The organism is Veillonella sp. Ser01, assembly GCF_053850375.1.
Genome location: NZ_JBSPUA010000001.1, coordinates 389,071 through 406,135, shown reverse-complemented (window position 1 = coordinate 406,135; position 17,065 = coordinate 389,071). Strand labels below are relative to the sequence as shown.

At 38.3% G+C, this 17,065-nt stretch carries 14 protein-coding genes and 1 other annotated feature; all 14 genes read right to left on the bottom strand.

The genetic code is table 11. From position 1 onward, the window contains the following. Positions 1 to 7 precede the first annotated feature (7 nt). The 14 genes from rnr to ACWTVK_RS01825 all read right to left on the bottom strand — a co-directional run bounded on the left by rnr (position 8) and on the right by ACWTVK_RS01825 (position 17,058). A complete protein-coding gene (gene rnr / locus ACWTVK_RS01890; RefSeq protein WP_456045763.1) occupies positions 8 to 2,371 on the bottom strand; it encodes a ribonuclease R in 2,364 nt (787 codons plus the stop codon). Positions 2,372 to 2,426: 55 nt separating this feature from the next. Beyond that, on the bottom strand, positions 2,427 to 2,663 hold the full coding sequence (gene secG, locus ACWTVK_RS01885) for a preprotein translocase subunit SecG (RefSeq protein WP_105086005.1): 237 nt from the start codon (positions 2,661 to 2,663) through the stop codon (positions 2,427 to 2,429). A 5-nt stretch (positions 2,664 to 2,668) separates the two neighbouring features. After that, positions 2,669 to 3,343, bottom strand: coding sequence for an RNA polymerase sporulation sigma factor SigH (sigH, locus tag ACWTVK_RS01880; protein ID WP_105085683.1), 675 nt, complete (start codon positions 3,341 to 3,343; stop codon positions 2,669 to 2,671). 72 nt (positions 3,344 to 3,415) lie between these two features. Then, entirely contained in the window at positions 3,416 to 3,949 is a 534-nt protein-coding gene (locus tag ACWTVK_RS01875; RefSeq protein WP_004697429.1) for an NYN domain-containing protein, read from the bottom strand. A 2-nt stretch (positions 3,950 to 3,951) separates the two neighbouring features. Further along, positions 3,952 to 4,683, bottom strand: coding sequence for a 23S rRNA (guanosine(2251)-2'-O)-methyltransferase RlmB (gene rlmB / locus ACWTVK_RS01870; RefSeq protein WP_060924287.1), 732 nt, complete (start codon positions 4,681 to 4,683; stop codon positions 3,952 to 3,954). 1 nt (position 4,684) lies between these two features. Beyond that, complete coding sequence (locus ACWTVK_RS01865; RefSeq protein ID WP_308522107.1) at positions 4,685 to 5,161, bottom strand: Mini-ribonuclease 3; 477 nt, start codon at positions 5,159 to 5,161, stop codon at positions 4,685 to 4,687. Continuing rightward, positions 5,151 to 6,599 (bottom strand): cysteine--tRNA ligase, encoded by a 1,449-nt coding sequence (gene cysS / locus ACWTVK_RS01860; RefSeq protein WP_456045762.1) that lies wholly within the window; start codon positions 6,597 to 6,599, stop codon positions 5,151 to 5,153. Before cysS ends, ACWTVK_RS01865 begins: the two co-directional genes overlap by 11 nt. Positions 6,600 to 6,648: 49 nt before the next feature. Next, positions 6,649 to 6,854 (bottom strand) — a binding site (T-box leader). Positions 6,855 to 7,011: 157 nt separating this feature from the next. Further along, complete coding sequence (locus ACWTVK_RS01855) at positions 7,012 to 7,965, bottom strand: bile acid:sodium symporter family protein (protein ID WP_227282943.1); 954 nt, start codon at positions 7,963 to 7,965, stop codon at positions 7,012 to 7,014. A 134-nt stretch (positions 7,966 to 8,099) separates the two neighbouring features. Beyond that, a complete protein-coding gene (gene gltX / locus ACWTVK_RS01850) occupies positions 8,100 to 9,569 on the bottom strand; it encodes a glutamate--tRNA ligase (RefSeq protein ID WP_456045761.1) in 1,470 nt (489 codons plus the stop codon). 2 nt (positions 9,570 to 9,571) lie between these two features. After that, positions 9,572 to 10,747 (bottom strand): 2-C-methyl-D-erythritol 4-phosphate cytidylyltransferase, encoded by a 1,176-nt coding sequence (gene ispD, locus ACWTVK_RS01845; protein WP_456045760.1) that lies wholly within the window; start codon positions 10,745 to 10,747, stop codon positions 9,572 to 9,574. After that, positions 10,731 to 11,882, bottom strand: coding sequence for a PIN/TRAM domain-containing protein (locus tag ACWTVK_RS01840; protein WP_308522111.1), 1,152 nt, complete (start codon positions 11,880 to 11,882; stop codon positions 10,731 to 10,733). The genes ispD and ACWTVK_RS01840 overlap by 17 nt, the downstream gene beginning before the upstream one ends. A 15-nt stretch (positions 11,883 to 11,897) precedes the next feature. Next, positions 11,898 to 13,271, bottom strand: coding sequence for a DNA repair protein RadA (gene radA / locus ACWTVK_RS01835; protein WP_024065771.1), 1,374 nt, complete (start codon positions 13,269 to 13,271; stop codon positions 11,898 to 11,900). Between the two features lie 168 nt (positions 13,272 to 13,439). Further along, entirely contained in the window at positions 13,440 to 15,887 is a 2,448-nt protein-coding gene (locus ACWTVK_RS01830; protein WP_456045759.1) for an ATP-dependent Clp protease ATP-binding subunit, read from the bottom strand. A 103-nt stretch (positions 15,888 to 15,990) separates the two neighbouring features. Continuing rightward, positions 15,991 to 17,058, bottom strand: a complete 1,068-nt coding sequence (locus ACWTVK_RS01825) for a protein arginine kinase (RefSeq protein WP_456045758.1) — start codon at positions 17,056 to 17,058, stop codon at positions 15,991 to 15,993. Between the last annotated feature and the right edge of the window lie 7 nt (positions 17,059 to 17,065).

Below are 17,065 nucleotides of genomic sequence, written 5' to 3'. Positions count from 1 at the left end.
TGTACCTCTATCGTTTACGTTTACTTTTAGATTTCTTAGATTGACTGCGCTTAGTCGTTTTATTAGACTTCTTACGACTTGATTTGCCTTTACTAGATTTTTTACTGAAAGCATCGTACCTAGAATGACTAGATTTATTACTATCACGTCGCGAAGATTTTTTACTGGATTTTCCTGAAGATTTACGACCTTTACGACTACCATAGCCATCGCGACTACTTGCATAGTCAGAACCGTTTTGCAATTGTTCTTGTATAGCCATTAGGTTATTGACTTCACCAAGTACAAAGTCGATCTGTTTCTTTTCTACATCGGCTTTTACTAAGGTAACAGTTACCTTTTCACCTAAGTGATAGGTTTTACCTGTTCTTTTGCCTACAAGCACAAAATGTTCTTCATCAAAGAAATAGTAATCATCATTCATCATGCTCATATGCACAAGGCCATCGATACCGTTTTCTAATTCTACAAACATCCCAAAGGATGTAATGCTAGAAATAGTTCCTTCAAAGACTTCCCCTACAAATGGAACCATGTATTGAGTCTTTTTAAGATCTACTGTATCTCGTTCAGCCTCAGTAGCTACTTGCTCCTGTATAGAAGAATGTTCAACAGCTCCAGCTAAGAATGCTTCGTCTACATCCCGTTTAGAATAACCATTTTTCCAATGCATATCCGCTTTTAAAAGGCGATGAACCATTAAGTCTGGATATCGTCTAATAGGAGATGTAAAATGCGTATAACATGTAGATGCTAAGCCAAAGTGTCCCACATTGTTAATACTATATTTAGCTTGTTGCATAGAACGCAATGTCATAATTTGAGCTACTTGCTCAATATCTTGGCCCTTTACTACATCTAAGATTTTTTGGAAATCTCTTGGTGTTACACCATCAGCACTAAGGACGAGATTTTGCCCCAAGTAATTTAATACCTTTTGGAATAAATCTAACTTTTCTTCACTTGGGTTCTCGTGAATACGATATACCGATGTACGATGCGTATTCTTTAAGTGTGTCGCCACTGTTTCATTGGCAATGAGCATACATTCTTCGATAAGTCGTTCTGCCATGGTACGATCTCGTTTTACAATACGTAACGGTGTACCATCATGATCGAGTAATACTTTATATTCAGGAAAATCAAAATCTAAAGCACCTCTACGACGACGCATTCGATTTAAAATCTTTGAAATCTCTGCTAAATCGCGAAGCATAGGTATAAAATCTACTAAATCGTCAGGAATAATATTTTCCTCTAATGCTTTATAGACCTCTTTATAGCTACAACGACGTCCTACATGGATAATAGATGGACGAATACGATAATTTACAACCTTACCATCTTTATCTATTTCCATCATACACGTCATAGCATAACGGTCTTCATGAGCATTTAAACTACAAATGCCGTTAGATAGGACCTCAGGTAACATCGGTACTACACGATCTACTAAATACACAGATGTACCGCGTTTATAGGCCTCATTATCAATAGCCTGTCCGGATACTACATAATGACTCACATCTGCAATATGTACACCTAACTCATAATTACCATTTGGTAATTTTCGGCCACTCACAGCATCGTCTAAATCTTTTGCATCTTCCCCATCGATAGTGACCATTTGTAAGTCACGAAGATCCCAACCGGCAGGGTCTTCATGAATAAGGGTATCAATTTTCTGGCTCGCTTTGATAACATCATCAGGGAAATTAAATGGAATCTTATGATTAGCCATGATACAGTTAATATCAAGACCCACATCGCCCTTATAACCAAGAATTTCAGTAATAACACCTTCTGGCTTTTTATCACCTTCGGGCCATTTAGTAATTTTCACTAATACCTTTGCGCCACTACGAGCATCTAATGTATTTTTTAAATCTACAAAGATATCAGTCCCAATTCGCTCATCATCAGGGATAACAAAGCCAAAGTGTTGTTGTCGGTCATAAGTACCCACTATAGTTTCATTAGCTCGTTCAATAACATCAACGATAATGCCTTCTCGTTTATGCTTTGTATAATTAGAAGGTACGACGCGAACACGAACCTTGTCATTATGCATGGCAGTACCTTTATTTTGTTCTGCTACATATATATCTTCATCTTCAGGCATAATGACAAAGCCAAAAGACTTACGATAGCCCTTATAAATACCTTCATATTCTTCATATTGTTGCTCTGCATATTGATATACATCAGGTCGTGAAGATATTAATACCCCTTCTCGAGCAAGCATTTTTGCAGAACGAATAAACATCTCAAGATCTTTACCACCACGGATGTGGTTATCCATGGCAGCATCTTCAATATGATATGCATGTGGTTGTATAGATTTATAAAAGTCTAATACTTTCTTCTTCAAATTTTCACCTCCTCATTTGATAAAAAGAAAAAGCCTGCAAAGCAGGCTTTCATCATTAGAATTGATTAATCATTGCCCCTAACACTAAGCTCAACACAGCAAAGATAATCCCCAATATAATCGTACATTTAGATAAGAAAGCGTCTAAACCGCGTTGCTTACCACCAAAAGAAGAGTCTGCCGCACCAGATACAGCACCGCCCATGCCTGCGTTTTTACTCTCTTGTGCAACAACTACTACGATTAATAAAATAGATACAATAAGTTCTACAATCATTAAGAAATTTGTCACGACTGTCATCCTTCCTGTGTGGTTCTTGGAGAATCCAAAACCCGATGTTCTAAATACTTCTCTAATTTACGTTTAACCCTTTGCAACGCATTGTCTATAGATTTGACACTGCGATCAGTGACCTCAGCCATTTCTTGGTAAGAACGTCCGTCTAGATATCCTTCCAAGACCTCCCACTCGAGTTCACTTAAAATATGACCAATATTGCGCTCAATATCATCCAATTCCTCTTGGCTGATAATAAGGTCCTCAGGATTGGTAACCTTTGCTGAAGATAGCATCTCGATCAATGTACGCTCTGATTCCTCTGTATAAACTGGTTTATTTAAAGATACATAGGAATTTAAAGGCGCATGTTTTTGTCTAGTAGCCGACTTAATAGCCGTAATAATCTGTCTAGTTATACAAAGCTCCGCAAAAGCTCTAAAGGACGCCAATTTATCATGTTTAAAATCCCGCGTAGCCTTATAAAGACCAATCATCCCTTCTTGAATGATGTCTTCACGATCTGCGCCTACTAAAAAGTAAGAGCGCGCCTTTGCACGAACAAAGTTTTTATATTTATTAACAATATAATCGATTGCAAACTCATTTTGCTCTTCTTGAGCTATGACCACAACTTGCTCATCGGTCATTTCTTTGAAATTGTAATCGGGCTTGCCTGTATGAATTGTGTTCATATGCTCCTCCTTACAATTGAGCAGAAAAACCAATATATTCATTATACTGGAACTATATGTGATTTTCAACTATCAATGGCCACGCCGTAATTTCTCTAGCTTTTCAGCTACTTCAGGAGATAATAACCCTCCTACTTCATTACGTCGCAAGCTAAATTGATCTCGTCTATGTTCATGAGCGTATTGTAGTCGTTCCTCTTCCTTAGCTATGCGAATCATATTTTGTAATTCTCGAGCTGGAATGCGCAAGCCTCCAGATCCAAGAATTTGATTTTGTTCAGCTCCATCAGAGGTCACAACATATACATTGGTGTATTTACCTTTTCGCAAAAACACCTCTCGCTCAATAAAGGAATCCGCCGTTTCCCCGTCCTCAGTATACACTTCGAGGAATCCACTCGTAATAGCCTCTACAGAACCGCCAGATTTTGTATATTTACCATCAAATACAAGGATAACTTCGTATCCCTTGAATTTTCCGTAATTCAACAATCTATCTCGAAGCTCCATACGGGCATGTTCTAATGATTCATGAGCGAGTTTCTTTAGATGAGTCCAGGCGAATATCACATTATATCCATCTACAATTAAAATATCTTTTAGCATAATTATTTCGCTTGGCGCTGACGCACAGCTTCATACATAAGAACAGCAGCAGCCACAGATGCATTCAAAGAATTTAAATTTCCATACATAGGAATAGTAACGAGGAAATCACATGCGTCTTTCACAACGCGGCTAATGCCCTTTCCTTCGTTACCAATGACGATAACAGTAGGAATTGTCATATCTGCCTCATATAAAGTGCGATCCCCTTCCATATGAGCGCCCATAACCCAAAATCCTTGTTTTTGAAGTTGTTTAATGGTTTGAGCTACATTTCCAACCTGCACTAGTGGAATTTGTTCAATAGCACCGGCTGATGTTTTAGCAACTGTCGCATTAATAGGGGCATTATGTCGCTTCGGAATAAGTACCGCTGTAGCACCCACACATTCAGCAGTACGAATGATAGCCCCCATATTATGAGGGTCCTCAACGCCATCTGTTAAAATAAGCAAAGGCACTTCATGATTCGTCTCCTGTAGCACTTCACCTAGTTCTTTAAATTGAACGGCAGAAACAAGAGCTATAACACCTTGATGTGGTACCTCTAAATCATATTTATTCATTTGTTTGATAGGCGTTGGACGTACTTCAATACCTTGAGATTTAGCAAGACCAACAATATCAGCTAGACCAGTTTTAACCTTATCTTCACTGACCATAATGCGTTGAATAGAGCGTCCGCTTCTAAGGGCCTCTTTAACTGCATTGCGACCTACAATATAATTATCCATACTACATACCTCGTAGAGTTATTGAAAAGGCTTGCTTCATAACATCTTGTAATCGCTCATCTTGACGCGTTTCATAAAGAAACCCCAGTACTGCTTCAAAGGCCGTACTACTACGATATTCTTGAACTGAACTGCTTTTCGGTACATTTACATTACTATTTCTAGCACGTCGTGCAATAGCTTGTTCTTGTTCTGTAAAAGTATCCTCTATTTCTACCAATACCTTCGCTTGTGACTTAGCACAAATAAACTCAGTAACAATTGTGTGCAACACTTGCACCTTCGTTATATTCATTTGTACCACTCGTTCACGCACATACATGGAGTATACTGCATCACCAATATAGGCAAGCATGACTGCATCTGTACTAAGGCATTCCTCTGTAGTTCTTTTACGCAAACGAAGCGGCTCTTGTTCAAGAGCCGTCAACTTTTTTATTGCTTCATTCTTTAAGAATTGAAATTGTTTAAACTTCACGTTTTTTCCACCGTGCACCTTGAGGAGAATCCTCAATAGTAATACCGATTTCAGCCAAACGATCGCGGATACAATCAGCTAGTGCCCATTGTTTTTGATCACGACATGCTTGACGTACAGACAAGATAACCTGCATTAATTCTTCATATTCAGCAGCATTGGCACCTGTGTTGCCTTCCCATGCTTTTTCAAGAATACCAATAACCTCTGTCATGAACTTGAAAATACGTTTAACTTCAGCAATTGCTTCTTGGCAAACAACGCCTTCACGGCCTGTCACAGCTTGGTAATAGATATTGATTTCTTTAGCAAGACCAAACATGCTAGATGTAGCTAAAGCAGTATTGAAATCATCACTCATTGCTGCTTCGAATTCTTCTTCATACTCTTTAGCTTTTTCTAATAAATGTTGAGCCTCATCACAAGGACCTGGTTCACATTTTTCAAGGTACAATAGATTTTCAATAGCAGTACTTAAACGTTCTAAGGATTTATTTGCTTCTTCTAAGCGTTCATCAGAGAAATCTAATGGACTACGATAATGTGTACTTAATAAGAAGTAACGTAACGCATCTGGACTATATTGTTCTAAAATATCTTTTACCAAGAAGAAGTTATTCAATGATTTAGACATTTTTTCAGAATTAATAGTGATGAAACCATTGTGTAACCAATAGCGTACAGATGGATGTTGACCAGAGCAGCCTTCAGATTGAGCAATTTCATTTTCATGATGTGGGAAGATCAAATCACTACCACCACCATGGAAGTCAAATTCTGTACCTAAGTACTTTTGGCTCATGGCAGAACATTCAATATGCCAACCTGGACGGCCATTACCCCAAGGGCTTTCCCAATATGGTTCGCCTGGTTTTGCAGCTTTCCATAATGCAAAGTCCATAGGATTTTTCTTACGACCATCAACTTCGATACGTGCACCAGCTTCCATATCATCTAAGGTACGACCAGATAACTCGCCATATTGTTCAAATTTATCAACGCTATAATATACATCACCATCGAGTTCATAGGCATAGCCTTTTTCAATCAATGTAGAGATCATAGCAATAATATCTTCGATATGTGTAGAAACACGTGGATAAATATCAGCACGTTGTACACCAAGGGCATCCATTACTTCGAAATAGCTGTCGATATAACGATTTGCAATAGTATCCCAAGATACGCCTTCACCATTGGATGTATTGATGATTTTGTCATCCACATCAGTAAAGTTTTGTACATAAGTTACTTTATAGCCTACATGTTTCATATAGCGACGAATTACGTCCCAAGTTACAAATGGACGTGCATTGCCAATGTGAGGATGGTTATATGGTGTAACACCACATACGTACATCTTTGCCTCACCTGGTGTTACAGGGTTGAACACCTCTTTTTGGCGCGTCATAGTATTATAAACTGTAATTTCTCTCATCGTTACCGATGCCTCCATCTTCGTAAAATAAAAAAGACCCCTCATCTCATACAGAGACGATGGTCCGCGGTTCCACTCTGTTAGGTACCAATGTAGTACCCACTCATCGCATAACGGCGCGTCACCGGACAAACCTACCTATAATCGGAATGTCAGCTCGTGAATGCATTTCGTCTACCTATCCTTGAACCCTCCCACCATCGGTTCTCGCTAAAAAGTTAGTTGTAGAGTACTTCTTTCAGTCTCAGCTTTTACTATTAAATCCATATTCAGATATATAGATATTGTATCAATTATCCTATAAAATGTCAATAAAAACAAGAAAACCCTCATCTTTCAATATATCCAAATAATATATTAGACATGCATATTTCGGATATAAATTTGAAAGATGAGGATGATGAATTAACTATTAAGCATTTTCCAATTTTTCTTGATCATCATGTTTTCGGCAAATACCTGCAAAGATAGATCCTGTAAAGTTATGAATGATAGAGAATACTGCACCTGCTACTGCCGCTTGAGGAGTAAAATGTTTAAGTGCTAAAGATACGGATAATGCAGAATTTTGCATTGCTACTTCGATTTGCATTGCACGACGAGAAGAAACATCGATGCTCAACGCTTTACATACAAAGTACGTTACTACATAACCACTCACATTTTGTACTAAGCACGCTACGAAAATGATGAAGCCAGTTTCAGCAATTTGTTTTTGATTCACTGCAGTAACAGCAGCCAAGATTAACAATACTGCAATAGCCGCAATTGTAGGACATACAGATTTAACAGGTTCAATCTTAGAGCCAATGAAGTAATTCAATACGATACCTAAGATGATTGGTACCAATACGATTTTTACGATAGAAATAAACATCGGCATGAATTGAATTTCAATAGAAGATGTGGCACCTGCATACAATACAACGAATAAAGGTGTTAATACTGGAGCCAATAATGTAGAAACAGTCGTTGCAGATACAGATAATGGAACATTACCATTTGCAAGGAATGTCATAACATTAGAAGCAGTACCACCAGGACATGCACCTAACAAGATGAATCCGATACCAATTTCTGGTGGGAAATTGAAGATTAAGGCTACTAAGAAACCTGCTAATGGCATCCATAAAAATTGGATAACAGATACGAGGATAACTTTCATCGGTTGCTTAAATACATCAAGGAACACTTGAGCTGTTAATGTTAGCCCCATGGCAAACATTACAAATTGTAGCATGTACGCAATGTACGGCGTCATCCAAGAAAATACAGTTGGTAATAAATACGCTAACACTGCCATCAATAGCACTATCCATGAAAGATAGCTATTGAATAAGTGGTTAAGAGAACGAATAATACTCATAAAAGCACTCACTTTCATAATAAATAAAAATAAAAGACGCCGATTATTATAGCATTTCTATTGAATAATCTCAATATACATAAAAAAAGCTCTCATAACCATAGCTATGAGAGCTTTTAAATTAACTTACGTTACTATTTTGTTAAAGCACTGACATTATCTAAACGATGTAAGCATTTTTCTTTGCCAAGCAATGTAACAATATTATTCAAATCTGGACCATGCATTTGACCTGTTAAGGCAACGCGGATTGGCATGAATACGAATTTACCCTTCAAAGCAGTTTCTTTCATAACTGCTTTAATTGTTGCTTTTACAACGTCAGGCGTAATTTCATCAAGTTCCGCCAATGCACTGCGGAATGCGCCGAGAACTGTTGGAGCTGTTTCTTCATTCAATACAGCACGCAATTCCTCTTCGTGACCTTCTTCAAGGAATACAGTTTCACCCATAAACATGCCTACGTGATCTTTAATTTGAGCACCATAGCTAATATGGTCGCGGAATGTAGAGCATAACAATGTCAACCAATCAATATCCGCCTGATTCAAGCTATCTGGAGCCAAACCCACCTCTTTCAAATGAGGCAAGCAAAGATGGAATAGCTCTTCATCGCTTAAGTTTTTCATGTAGTGGAAGTTGATATGATTCAATTTATCAATATCAAATACAGCAGGGTTTTTAGCTACGCGATCCATAGAGAAGGCTTGAATCAATTCATCTTGTGTGAAGAATTCTTCTTCCCCTTCTGGAGCCCAACCAAGAAGTGCCAAGAAGTTTACAAGTGCTTCTGGCAAATAGCCCAATTGTTTGTATTGTTCAACAGATGTAGCACCATGGCGTTTGGACATTTTTTTGTAATCTTTGCCAAGAATCAAGGAAATGTGACCAAACTTAGGTACTTCCCAGCCTAGAGCTTCATAAATAGCCATTTGACGTGGCGTATTAGATAAATGTTCTTCTGCACGAATAACGTGAGTAATACCCATCATATGGTCATCCATTACAACTGCAAAGTTATATACAGGAATACCATCAGATTTTACGATTACAAAGTCACCTACACCATTAGATTCAAAGGATACATGACCACGTACCATATCATCGAAAGCATATGTTTTATTCAAAGGAACGCGTAAGCGAATGGTTGGTTTGCGACCTTCTGCAATATATTTAGCCTTTGTTTCTTCATCTAAGTGTTGGCAATGGCCATTATATTTAGGTGTTTCACCACGATCCATTTGTTCTTGGCGAACAGCATCTAATTCTTCAGGTGTGCAATAGCATTCATATGCTTTGCCTTCGTCCAACAAACGTTGTGTTACTTCTTTATATAAGTCAAGACGTTCTGTTTGACGGTAAGGACCATTATCGCCTCCTACATCAATGCCTTCATCCCAGTTCATGCCAAGCCATTGTAAAGAAGCTTTGATATTTTCTTCACTTTCACGGGTAGAACGAGCCAAATCTGTATCTTCAATACGCAATACAAATGTGCCTTTTTCTTTACGTGCTAATAGCCAGTTAAACAAAGCAGAACGAGCGCCGCCAATGTGGAATGGACCCGTAGGGCTTGGAGCAAAACGAACTTTCATGGAACTCATGATTATACCTCTCCTTCATATACAGAAACGACAGCTTGTGCAGCAATGCCTTCGCGGCGCCCAATGGCACCTAGCATTTCATTTGTTGTCGCTTTAATACTAATACGTTCTAATGGTATTTCTAAAACAGATTGTAAGTTAGCCTTCATCGTGTCGATGTGTGGCTTTAACTTAGGTGTCTCTGAAATAACCATAATATCTATATTATAGGCTTGTAACCCACGTTCTTTCAATAAGGAATTAACCTTTTCTAGTAAAAGCATGCTAGAAATCCCTTTATACTGGTCATCTTCAGGCGGGAAATAATATCCAATATCGCGCAAACCTGCAGCACCTAACATAGCATCCATCAATGCATGAATGAGAACATCCGCATCGGAATGACCATCAGGGCCGAGTTCAGATTCGATATGAACACCGCCAAGAATACATGGGCGACCTGCTTTTAATTGATGAATATCATAACCAAATCCAACGCGCATACGTGTATCCTCAATTCCTAAATATCGTTTAGCTACTGCAATATCATTTGGTGTTGTCACTTTAATATTACAATAATCCCCTTTAACTATATGCACAGGCTTACCTACATACTCAGCTAGTGATACATCATCAGTACCAAGATACTTAGTTTCATATGCCGCTTGATGAGCCTCTACAAATAACTCTTTTTGAAAGCCTTGTGGTGTTTGAATTTGGTATAGTTCACTACGCTGTAATGTTTCTAGAACATTATGGTCTGTATCAACTCGTTTAATGGTATCTGTAGCCGGAACACCTACCGTAGCAGCACCATAGGTATTAGCCGAGTCAGCAACATTATTAAACATTTCTGTAGAGGCTAATGGTCGCGCTCCATCATGAACAAGGACAATATTGGTATCCTCTGATACAGCCTGTAAACCACATGCTACAGAGTCTTGACGCTCTTTTCCACCCAGCACTATATGAATGGGAACAGTCAAATCCAACTCTTGAATATGTTTTGTCATATATTCTTGTTCGCCTTCGGCTACAACAAGAATAATCTCTTTCAAACCTTCAACATTTGCTACATTTTGCAATGTACGCTGAATGATAGAGAATCGTCCCAAAGGAATAAATATCTTATTTTCTTTGTATCCCATGCGACGCCCTGCACCAGCGGCGAGAACAATACAACTAATTACCTTGTCCATTTTGTCCTCCATCTACACGAGCAAAGATCATGCGACCTGCACTAGTTTGTAATATGGATGTAACCATAACCTCTACGGTTTGACCCACATAAGGTTTACCATCTTCAACAACAATCATGGTACCATCATCGAGATAAGCAACACCTTGGTGTATTTCCTTGCCTTCTTTCATAATTTGCACACGAATCCATTCGCCTGCAATGAGGGCTGGTTTCAGTACATTGGCTAATTCATTCAGATTAAGCACCTCAATGCCTTGCACTCGAGCCACCTTATTTAAGTTGAAGTCATTAGTCATCAACTTCCACTGCTTATCCAAAGCAAGACGCATTAATTTAGAATCTACTTCTGTAAGATCATCATAATCATCTTCTACCACTTCAATGGCTACCTTGTTAGCATCTTGCATCTCTTTCAAAATATCGAGGCCACGACGACCGCGATTTCGCTTTGTAGCATCAGCAGAGTCAGAAATAATTTGTAACTCATTCAATACAAAAAGGGGAACCATTAGAGGACCTTCAATAAATCCTGTATTACATAGTTCCTTAATACGTCCATCAATAATAACAGATGTATCTAGTAGTTTTGGTGTGCTCGTAGTTTTATCAGATTTATGAGTAGAGAACATTTTAAAACGACTTGTTTTTTTAGTACCTTCTCCACCCCATTGTTGTACATAGTTATAGTATATTTCAGGGCCTTTACGAGCCATAATTTTAAGGCCACTATATCCAAAGATAGCACTCAATATAATAGGAATATAAGGTCCTATAATAGGTACTTGATGGAATGCAACACCAATTAAATTTGCAATAATAAGACCGAATAATAAACCGATGGTGCCTGCAATCAATTCTTGATTTGGAATATGAGTAAGAATGCGTTCTAAACGTTTAGCAATGACTAAGCCTTGCTTTAAAATAAATGAAGAAATTAAATACCCAATAATAACGCCTAATAAAGTACCAAAAATTAATACTGAAATACGTGCAATAGTCAATGACATATCCCCAAAAGACTCAAATTGAGAAACCAAATATGGGTCGATAATAGGTGCTAAGCTATCCATTCCAACATAGGCCGCTGTGCCCACAAGAATGGCTATTACATAGCGCAAAATCCGATAAATCATCACATCACCTCCTAATTAAGAAAATACCAACTGCATTGCTTCTTGAATAGATTTAACGCCTCTAATCTTGATAGAACTATCATTATCCTTGATCTGCTTATAATTGCCTTCAGGGATAATAAACTTTTTAAAGCCTAATTTCTTCGCTTCATTGATACGCTGCTCGATGCGTGGAATGCTACGAACATTACCAGTAAGTCCTACTTCACCTAAAATGACCATATCCGTAGGAACAATGCGATTTTTTAAATTAGATACGATCGCAACGGCCATAGACAAGTCACAAGCGGGTTCATTTACCTTGAGACCACCAATAACGTTAACGTACACGTCCTTATTACCTAATGTAAAACCACAACGTTTTTCTAATACTGCCAAAAGTACTATTAAACGATTAAGGTCATAACCGATTGCCGTCCTTCTAGGCATACCAAAAGCAGTCGTAACAACAAGGCTTTGTACCTCTACAAGGATAGGCCTAACCCCTTCAAGATAAATCATAACGGCGCTGCCGCTTTCCTCATCAGATCGTTCTGCCAATAAGGAAGCTGATGGATTAGATAACTCTTGTAACCCTTCCTCAACCATGGCAAAGATACCTGTTTCAGATGTAGAGCCAAAACGATTCTTAATAGAGCGCAAAATACGGAATTGGTAAGACCGTTCGCCTTCAAAATAAAGCACTACATCCACCATATGTTCTAACATACGTGGGCCTGCGATATTGCCTTCTTTTGTGACATGACCAATTATAACCGTCGGAATATTGCGTTCTTTACAAAAGCGAAGAAGTCGAGATGTACATTCTCGAACTTGACTAACACTGCCTGGGGCAGCATCGATATCACCAGTATACATAGTTTGAATAGAATCAATGACAAGTAAGGATGGAGTCATTGCATCAGCTTGTTCAAGTATATGATCTAAATCTGTATCAGCAATAACTTGTAGTCGTTCACTATTGATATGAAGTCGTTCTGCCCGAAGCTTAAGCTGTAATTGAGATTCTTCTCCAGATGCATATAGTACAGTACCTACCGTATCGGCCACCTTTTGGGATACTTGAAGAAGTAGTGTAGACTTACCTATACCAGGATCACCACCTAAGAGCATAAGAGCCCCAGGAACAATCCCACCACCTAATACGCGATCGATTTCACCAAAGGTAGTAGATACACGAGCGATAGATGAAATTTCAATATCTGGTAAAGCTGTTGGTTTTGTTGTTTGATTTCCCACACCTCGTGAAGGTGTGCGGCTATGTTTAGTTTCTTTAATTATCTCTTCAACTAATGTATTCCACTCACCACATTGTGGACAACGTCCCATCCACTTAGAAGATTCTGCTCCACAATTTTGACAGAAGAATACTGATTTTGCTTTTGCCATAATACCTCAAAACTGTTATAAAAGATAAAAAAGGTCATGAATGATAACCATTCATGACCTTTTATGCATAATTTTACTACATGGTTACTATCATTATTCTATAGTATACCATTTAACCCATATAATTTATATGAAAGGTAGTCATTAACTGTATATTTTGTATTTTTTCTATACGCTGACAACGATCTCGTTATCCTTGACATCTGCTTTTATAGTTTTTCCTTCTGTAGCATCTCCTTTCAAAATAAGGTCTGATACAGGGTCTTCAATCAACCGTTGAATAGCTCGTTTTAGTGGTCGAGCCCCCATTGTAAAATCAGAACCTTCCTTAACGAGTAATTGCATCGCCTCAGACGTGATTTCTAATTGAAGCTCACGCTCTTTAAGACGTTTTATAACATCACTCATCAAGATAGAGACAATTTGTTGTAAGTCCTCTTCAGTTAATGGTTGGAATACAATCATTTCATCAATACGATTTAAAAACTCAGGTCTGAAATGACGTTTTACAGCATCCATAACAGATTTCTTAGCTTCTTTAAAATCTATTCTTTTAGAATCATTAGAATGAGATTCTGCTTTTTTTGGTGCCAAGAAACCTAATTCTGTAGAGTTCTTATGTAATGCTTTTGCACCTAAGTTACTCGTCATGATGATAACTGTATTTCTAAAATCTACAGTTCTCCCTTGACTATCTGTAAGACGGCCATCATCAAGAACTTGTAATAGGATATTAAAGAAATCTGCATGTGCTTTCTCCACTTCATCAAGAAGAATAACACTATATGGTTTACGACGTACCGCATCTGTTAGTTGACCGCCTTCTTCATAGCCCACATAGCCTGGAGGCGCCCCAACTAAACGGGAAACAGTATGTTTTTCCATATATTCAGACATATCAAGTCGAATCATAGCAGATTCATCGCCGAACAATGAGGATGCAAGTGCTCTTGCTAGCTCAGTTTTACCTACCCCTGTTGGACCTAGGAATAAGAATGAACCAATAGGACGTTTCGGATCCTTTAATCCAGCCCTTGCACGGCGCACAGCTTTAGCTACAGCAGTAACAGCATCATCTTGACCTACTACCCGTTTATGAAGTTCTTCTTCCAAATGGAGCAACGTTTCAGATTCTTCTTCTGCTATTTTAGCCACTGGAATCCCCGTCCACTGCGCCACTACTGCTGCTATATCGTCTTCCGTAACTACTAACTTTTGATCACTTTCTTCTTTTGCTACAGATTTTTTATCATCAATGTCTTTTACTAGACTTTTCTCTTCATCACGTAGTTTAGCAGCCTTTTCAAAGTCTTGGGCTGTAACGGCTGCTTCTTTCTCGTTTTTGACTACCTTTAGACGTTCTTCTAGAGCCTTAACATCAGGTGCTGCAGAAAATACTTCCATACGTACCTTAGATGCAGCCTCATCCACTACATCAATAGCTTTATCCGGCAAAAATCGATCTGTAATATATCTACTAGATAAAGTAACAGCAGCTTTTAATGCTTCATCCGTTATTTTAGCCTTATGGAAGGCTTCATATCGATCGCGTAAGCCCCTTAGAATTTCAAGAGCATCCTCTTCGTTAGGTTCTCCTACTTGAACAGGTTGGAACCGACGCTCTAAAGCAGCATCCTTTTCAATGTGTTTTTTATATTCATCAAGTGTCGTAGCACCAATAACTTGGAACTCACCACGTGCTAGGGCAGGCTTCAAAATATTAGCCGCATCCATAGCCCCTTCAGTTGCACCGGCACCAACTAAAGTATGAATTTCATCAATGAAGATAATCATGTCATCATGTTGTTGTACTTCATCGATAGCTTTTTTTAAACGCTCTTCAAATTCACCACGGTATTTAGCACCGGCAAGCATAGCCCCTATACTAAGGGAAATAATTCTCTTATTCCGTAAAATCTCAGGTACATTACCTGTAACAATACGCTGCGCCAAACCTTCAGCAATGGCAGTCTTACCTACCCCTGGCTCACCAATGAGAACAGGATTATTTTTGGTCCTACGGCTTAGAATTTGAATAACTCGTTGAATTTCAGTATCGCGACCAATAACAGGGTCAATTTTACCTTGTTTTGCAGACTCATTAAGATCTGTGGCAAAATCAGATAAATCACCTAATTCGCCATCTCCATGAGAGCCTTCTTGACCATCATTATGGCCCTTGGAATTAGAACCAAGAATATTACGAATAGCATCTACTATATCATTAGTTCTAACATCCATAGATTGTAATATGGCAGCTGCAACACCGCTACCATCACTTAGTAAGCCTAGTAGAATATGCTCAGTACCTACATAATTATGGTTCATGCGGTTTGCTATTTGAACTGCAAGTTCAAGTATATATTTAACCCGAGGGGTCATGTATATAGAGGTCGCTTTTTTATTACCGCGACCTACATGCTCCTCTACAGCTTCAAAAATATTTTCTGTAACTATGCCAAGCTCTTCTAAAGCCTTAGCAGCTACACTATTTTTAACCTTTGTAAGGCCGATGAGTACGTGTTCAGTTCCCACATAGTCGTGCCCTAGCTCTAAAGCAGCCTCTTGTGCTAAAGAAAGGACTCGCTGTGCATCATCTGTGAACCGTTGCATCATAATATCACCTCATCTATCTATGTAAATTGTAATTGTATCTCTTCAAATATATGTAAACAATGGTGGGAAACACCATTGGAATATCAATTGATTATCTGTAAAATTAATGTTGTTTTGAAAGTTTTTGACGTATTACTTTTGCCCGATAGCTATCACGCTCAATATCTGTTAGATCATCATTTCCTGCATACTTTGAAAGGAAATTAGGTCTAGTTATAGCAATCAACTCATTAAAGGAATCCTTACCCCATTGAGGTAAAATATTTAAGTCAACGCCTAACTGGATATCACTAAGCTTTGTTAAGGCCTCTTTACCATTTACACGGCGTGCATTCTGTAGAACCCCATAAGAGCGCCATAACACATCTTCTAAGCCTTCTTTATCATTATGTAATAATAACTGACGAGATTTTCGCTCTTCTGCAATTATGCCTTCTACAATCTTTGTTAATTGTTCTATTGTATCTTCTTCACTAGTACCCATGGTACGTTGGTTAGAAATTTGATATATATTTCCTAATGCTTCTGAACCTTCACCATATAATCCACGCACAGAGTAGCCCAACTGAATAATACTACGAATGAGGCGTGTAATTTTTCCAGATATAGTCAAGGCTGGCAAATGTAGCATTACAGATGCTCTTAATCCAGTTCCCACATTTGTAGGGCATGCCGTCAAATAACCAAAGCGTTCATCAAAAGCATAGGGATGCTTTGACTCGATAGCCTTATCAATTTTCACTGCACGGTCATAAGCCTGTTGCAATTGAAGTCCAGAAACCATAGATTGAATTCGCAAATGATCCTCTTCATTCACCATAATTACGATGGATGCATCATCAGATACAACCAAGTTACGATATGGTAATTTTTCTTCAAGAGCAGGGCTCATTAAGTGTTTCTCTACTAATACAGCCCGCTCACCTTGACTTAATTGCTCTAGGTTAATATTGGAATATTGATGTCCATCTACGTCTTTTAAGGGTTTAAGCAAACTTCTAGAAATAGAATTTACTTTTTCTAATGACGACATATCATTTCGATTTGTAAAAAGCACACCATCAAAGTTTCTTGCTAATCGAATCCGACTAGAAATAACAATATGATCAGTTGCATCTATATCATGCTGTAACCAAGGACTTAGAGGAGAGTCTAATATAACATCTAACATAATAAGA

Bases quoted from the DNA above. Each gene is read 5' to 3' on its own strand.
- ACWTVK_RS01855 (WP_227282943.1), bottom strand. From the start codon at position 7,965: ATGAGTATTATTCGTTCTCTTAACCACTTATTCAATAGCTATCTTTCA.
- rlmB (WP_060924287.1), bottom strand. From the start codon at position 4,683: ATGGATAATTATATTGTAGGTCGCAATGCAGTTAAAGAGGCCCTTAGA.
- ACWTVK_RS01830 (WP_456045759.1), bottom strand. From the start codon at position 15,887: ATGATGCAACGGTTCACAGATGATGCACAGCGAGTCCTTTCTTTAGCA.
- ACWTVK_RS01840 (WP_308522111.1), bottom strand. From the start codon at position 11,882: ATGATTTATCGGATTTTGCGCTATGTAATAGCCATTCTTGTGGGCACA.
- gltX (WP_456045761.1), bottom strand. From the start codon at position 9,569: ATGAGTTCCATGAAAGTTCGTTTTGCTCCAAGCCCTACGGGTCCATTC.
- ACWTVK_RS01875 (WP_004697429.1), bottom strand. From the start codon at position 3,949: ATGCTAAAAGATATTTTAATTGTAGATGGATATAATGTGATATTCGCC.
- ispD (WP_456045760.1), bottom strand. From the start codon at position 10,747: ATGGACAAGGTAATTAGTTGTATTGTTCTCGCCGCTGGTGCAGGGCGT.
- sigH (WP_105085683.1), bottom strand. From the start codon at position 3,343: ATGAACACAATTCATACAGGCAAGCCCGATTACAATTTCAAAGAAATG.
- radA (WP_024065771.1), bottom strand. From the start codon at position 13,271: ATGGCAAAAGCAAAATCAGTATTCTTCTGTCAAAATTGTGGAGCAGAA.
- cysS (WP_456045762.1), bottom strand. From the start codon at position 6,599: ATGAGAGAAATTACAGTTTATAATACTATGACGCGCCAAAAAGAGGTG.
- ACWTVK_RS01825 (WP_456045758.1), bottom strand. From the start codon at position 17,058: ATGTTAGATGTTATATTAGACTCTCCTCTAAGTCCTTGGTTACAGCAT.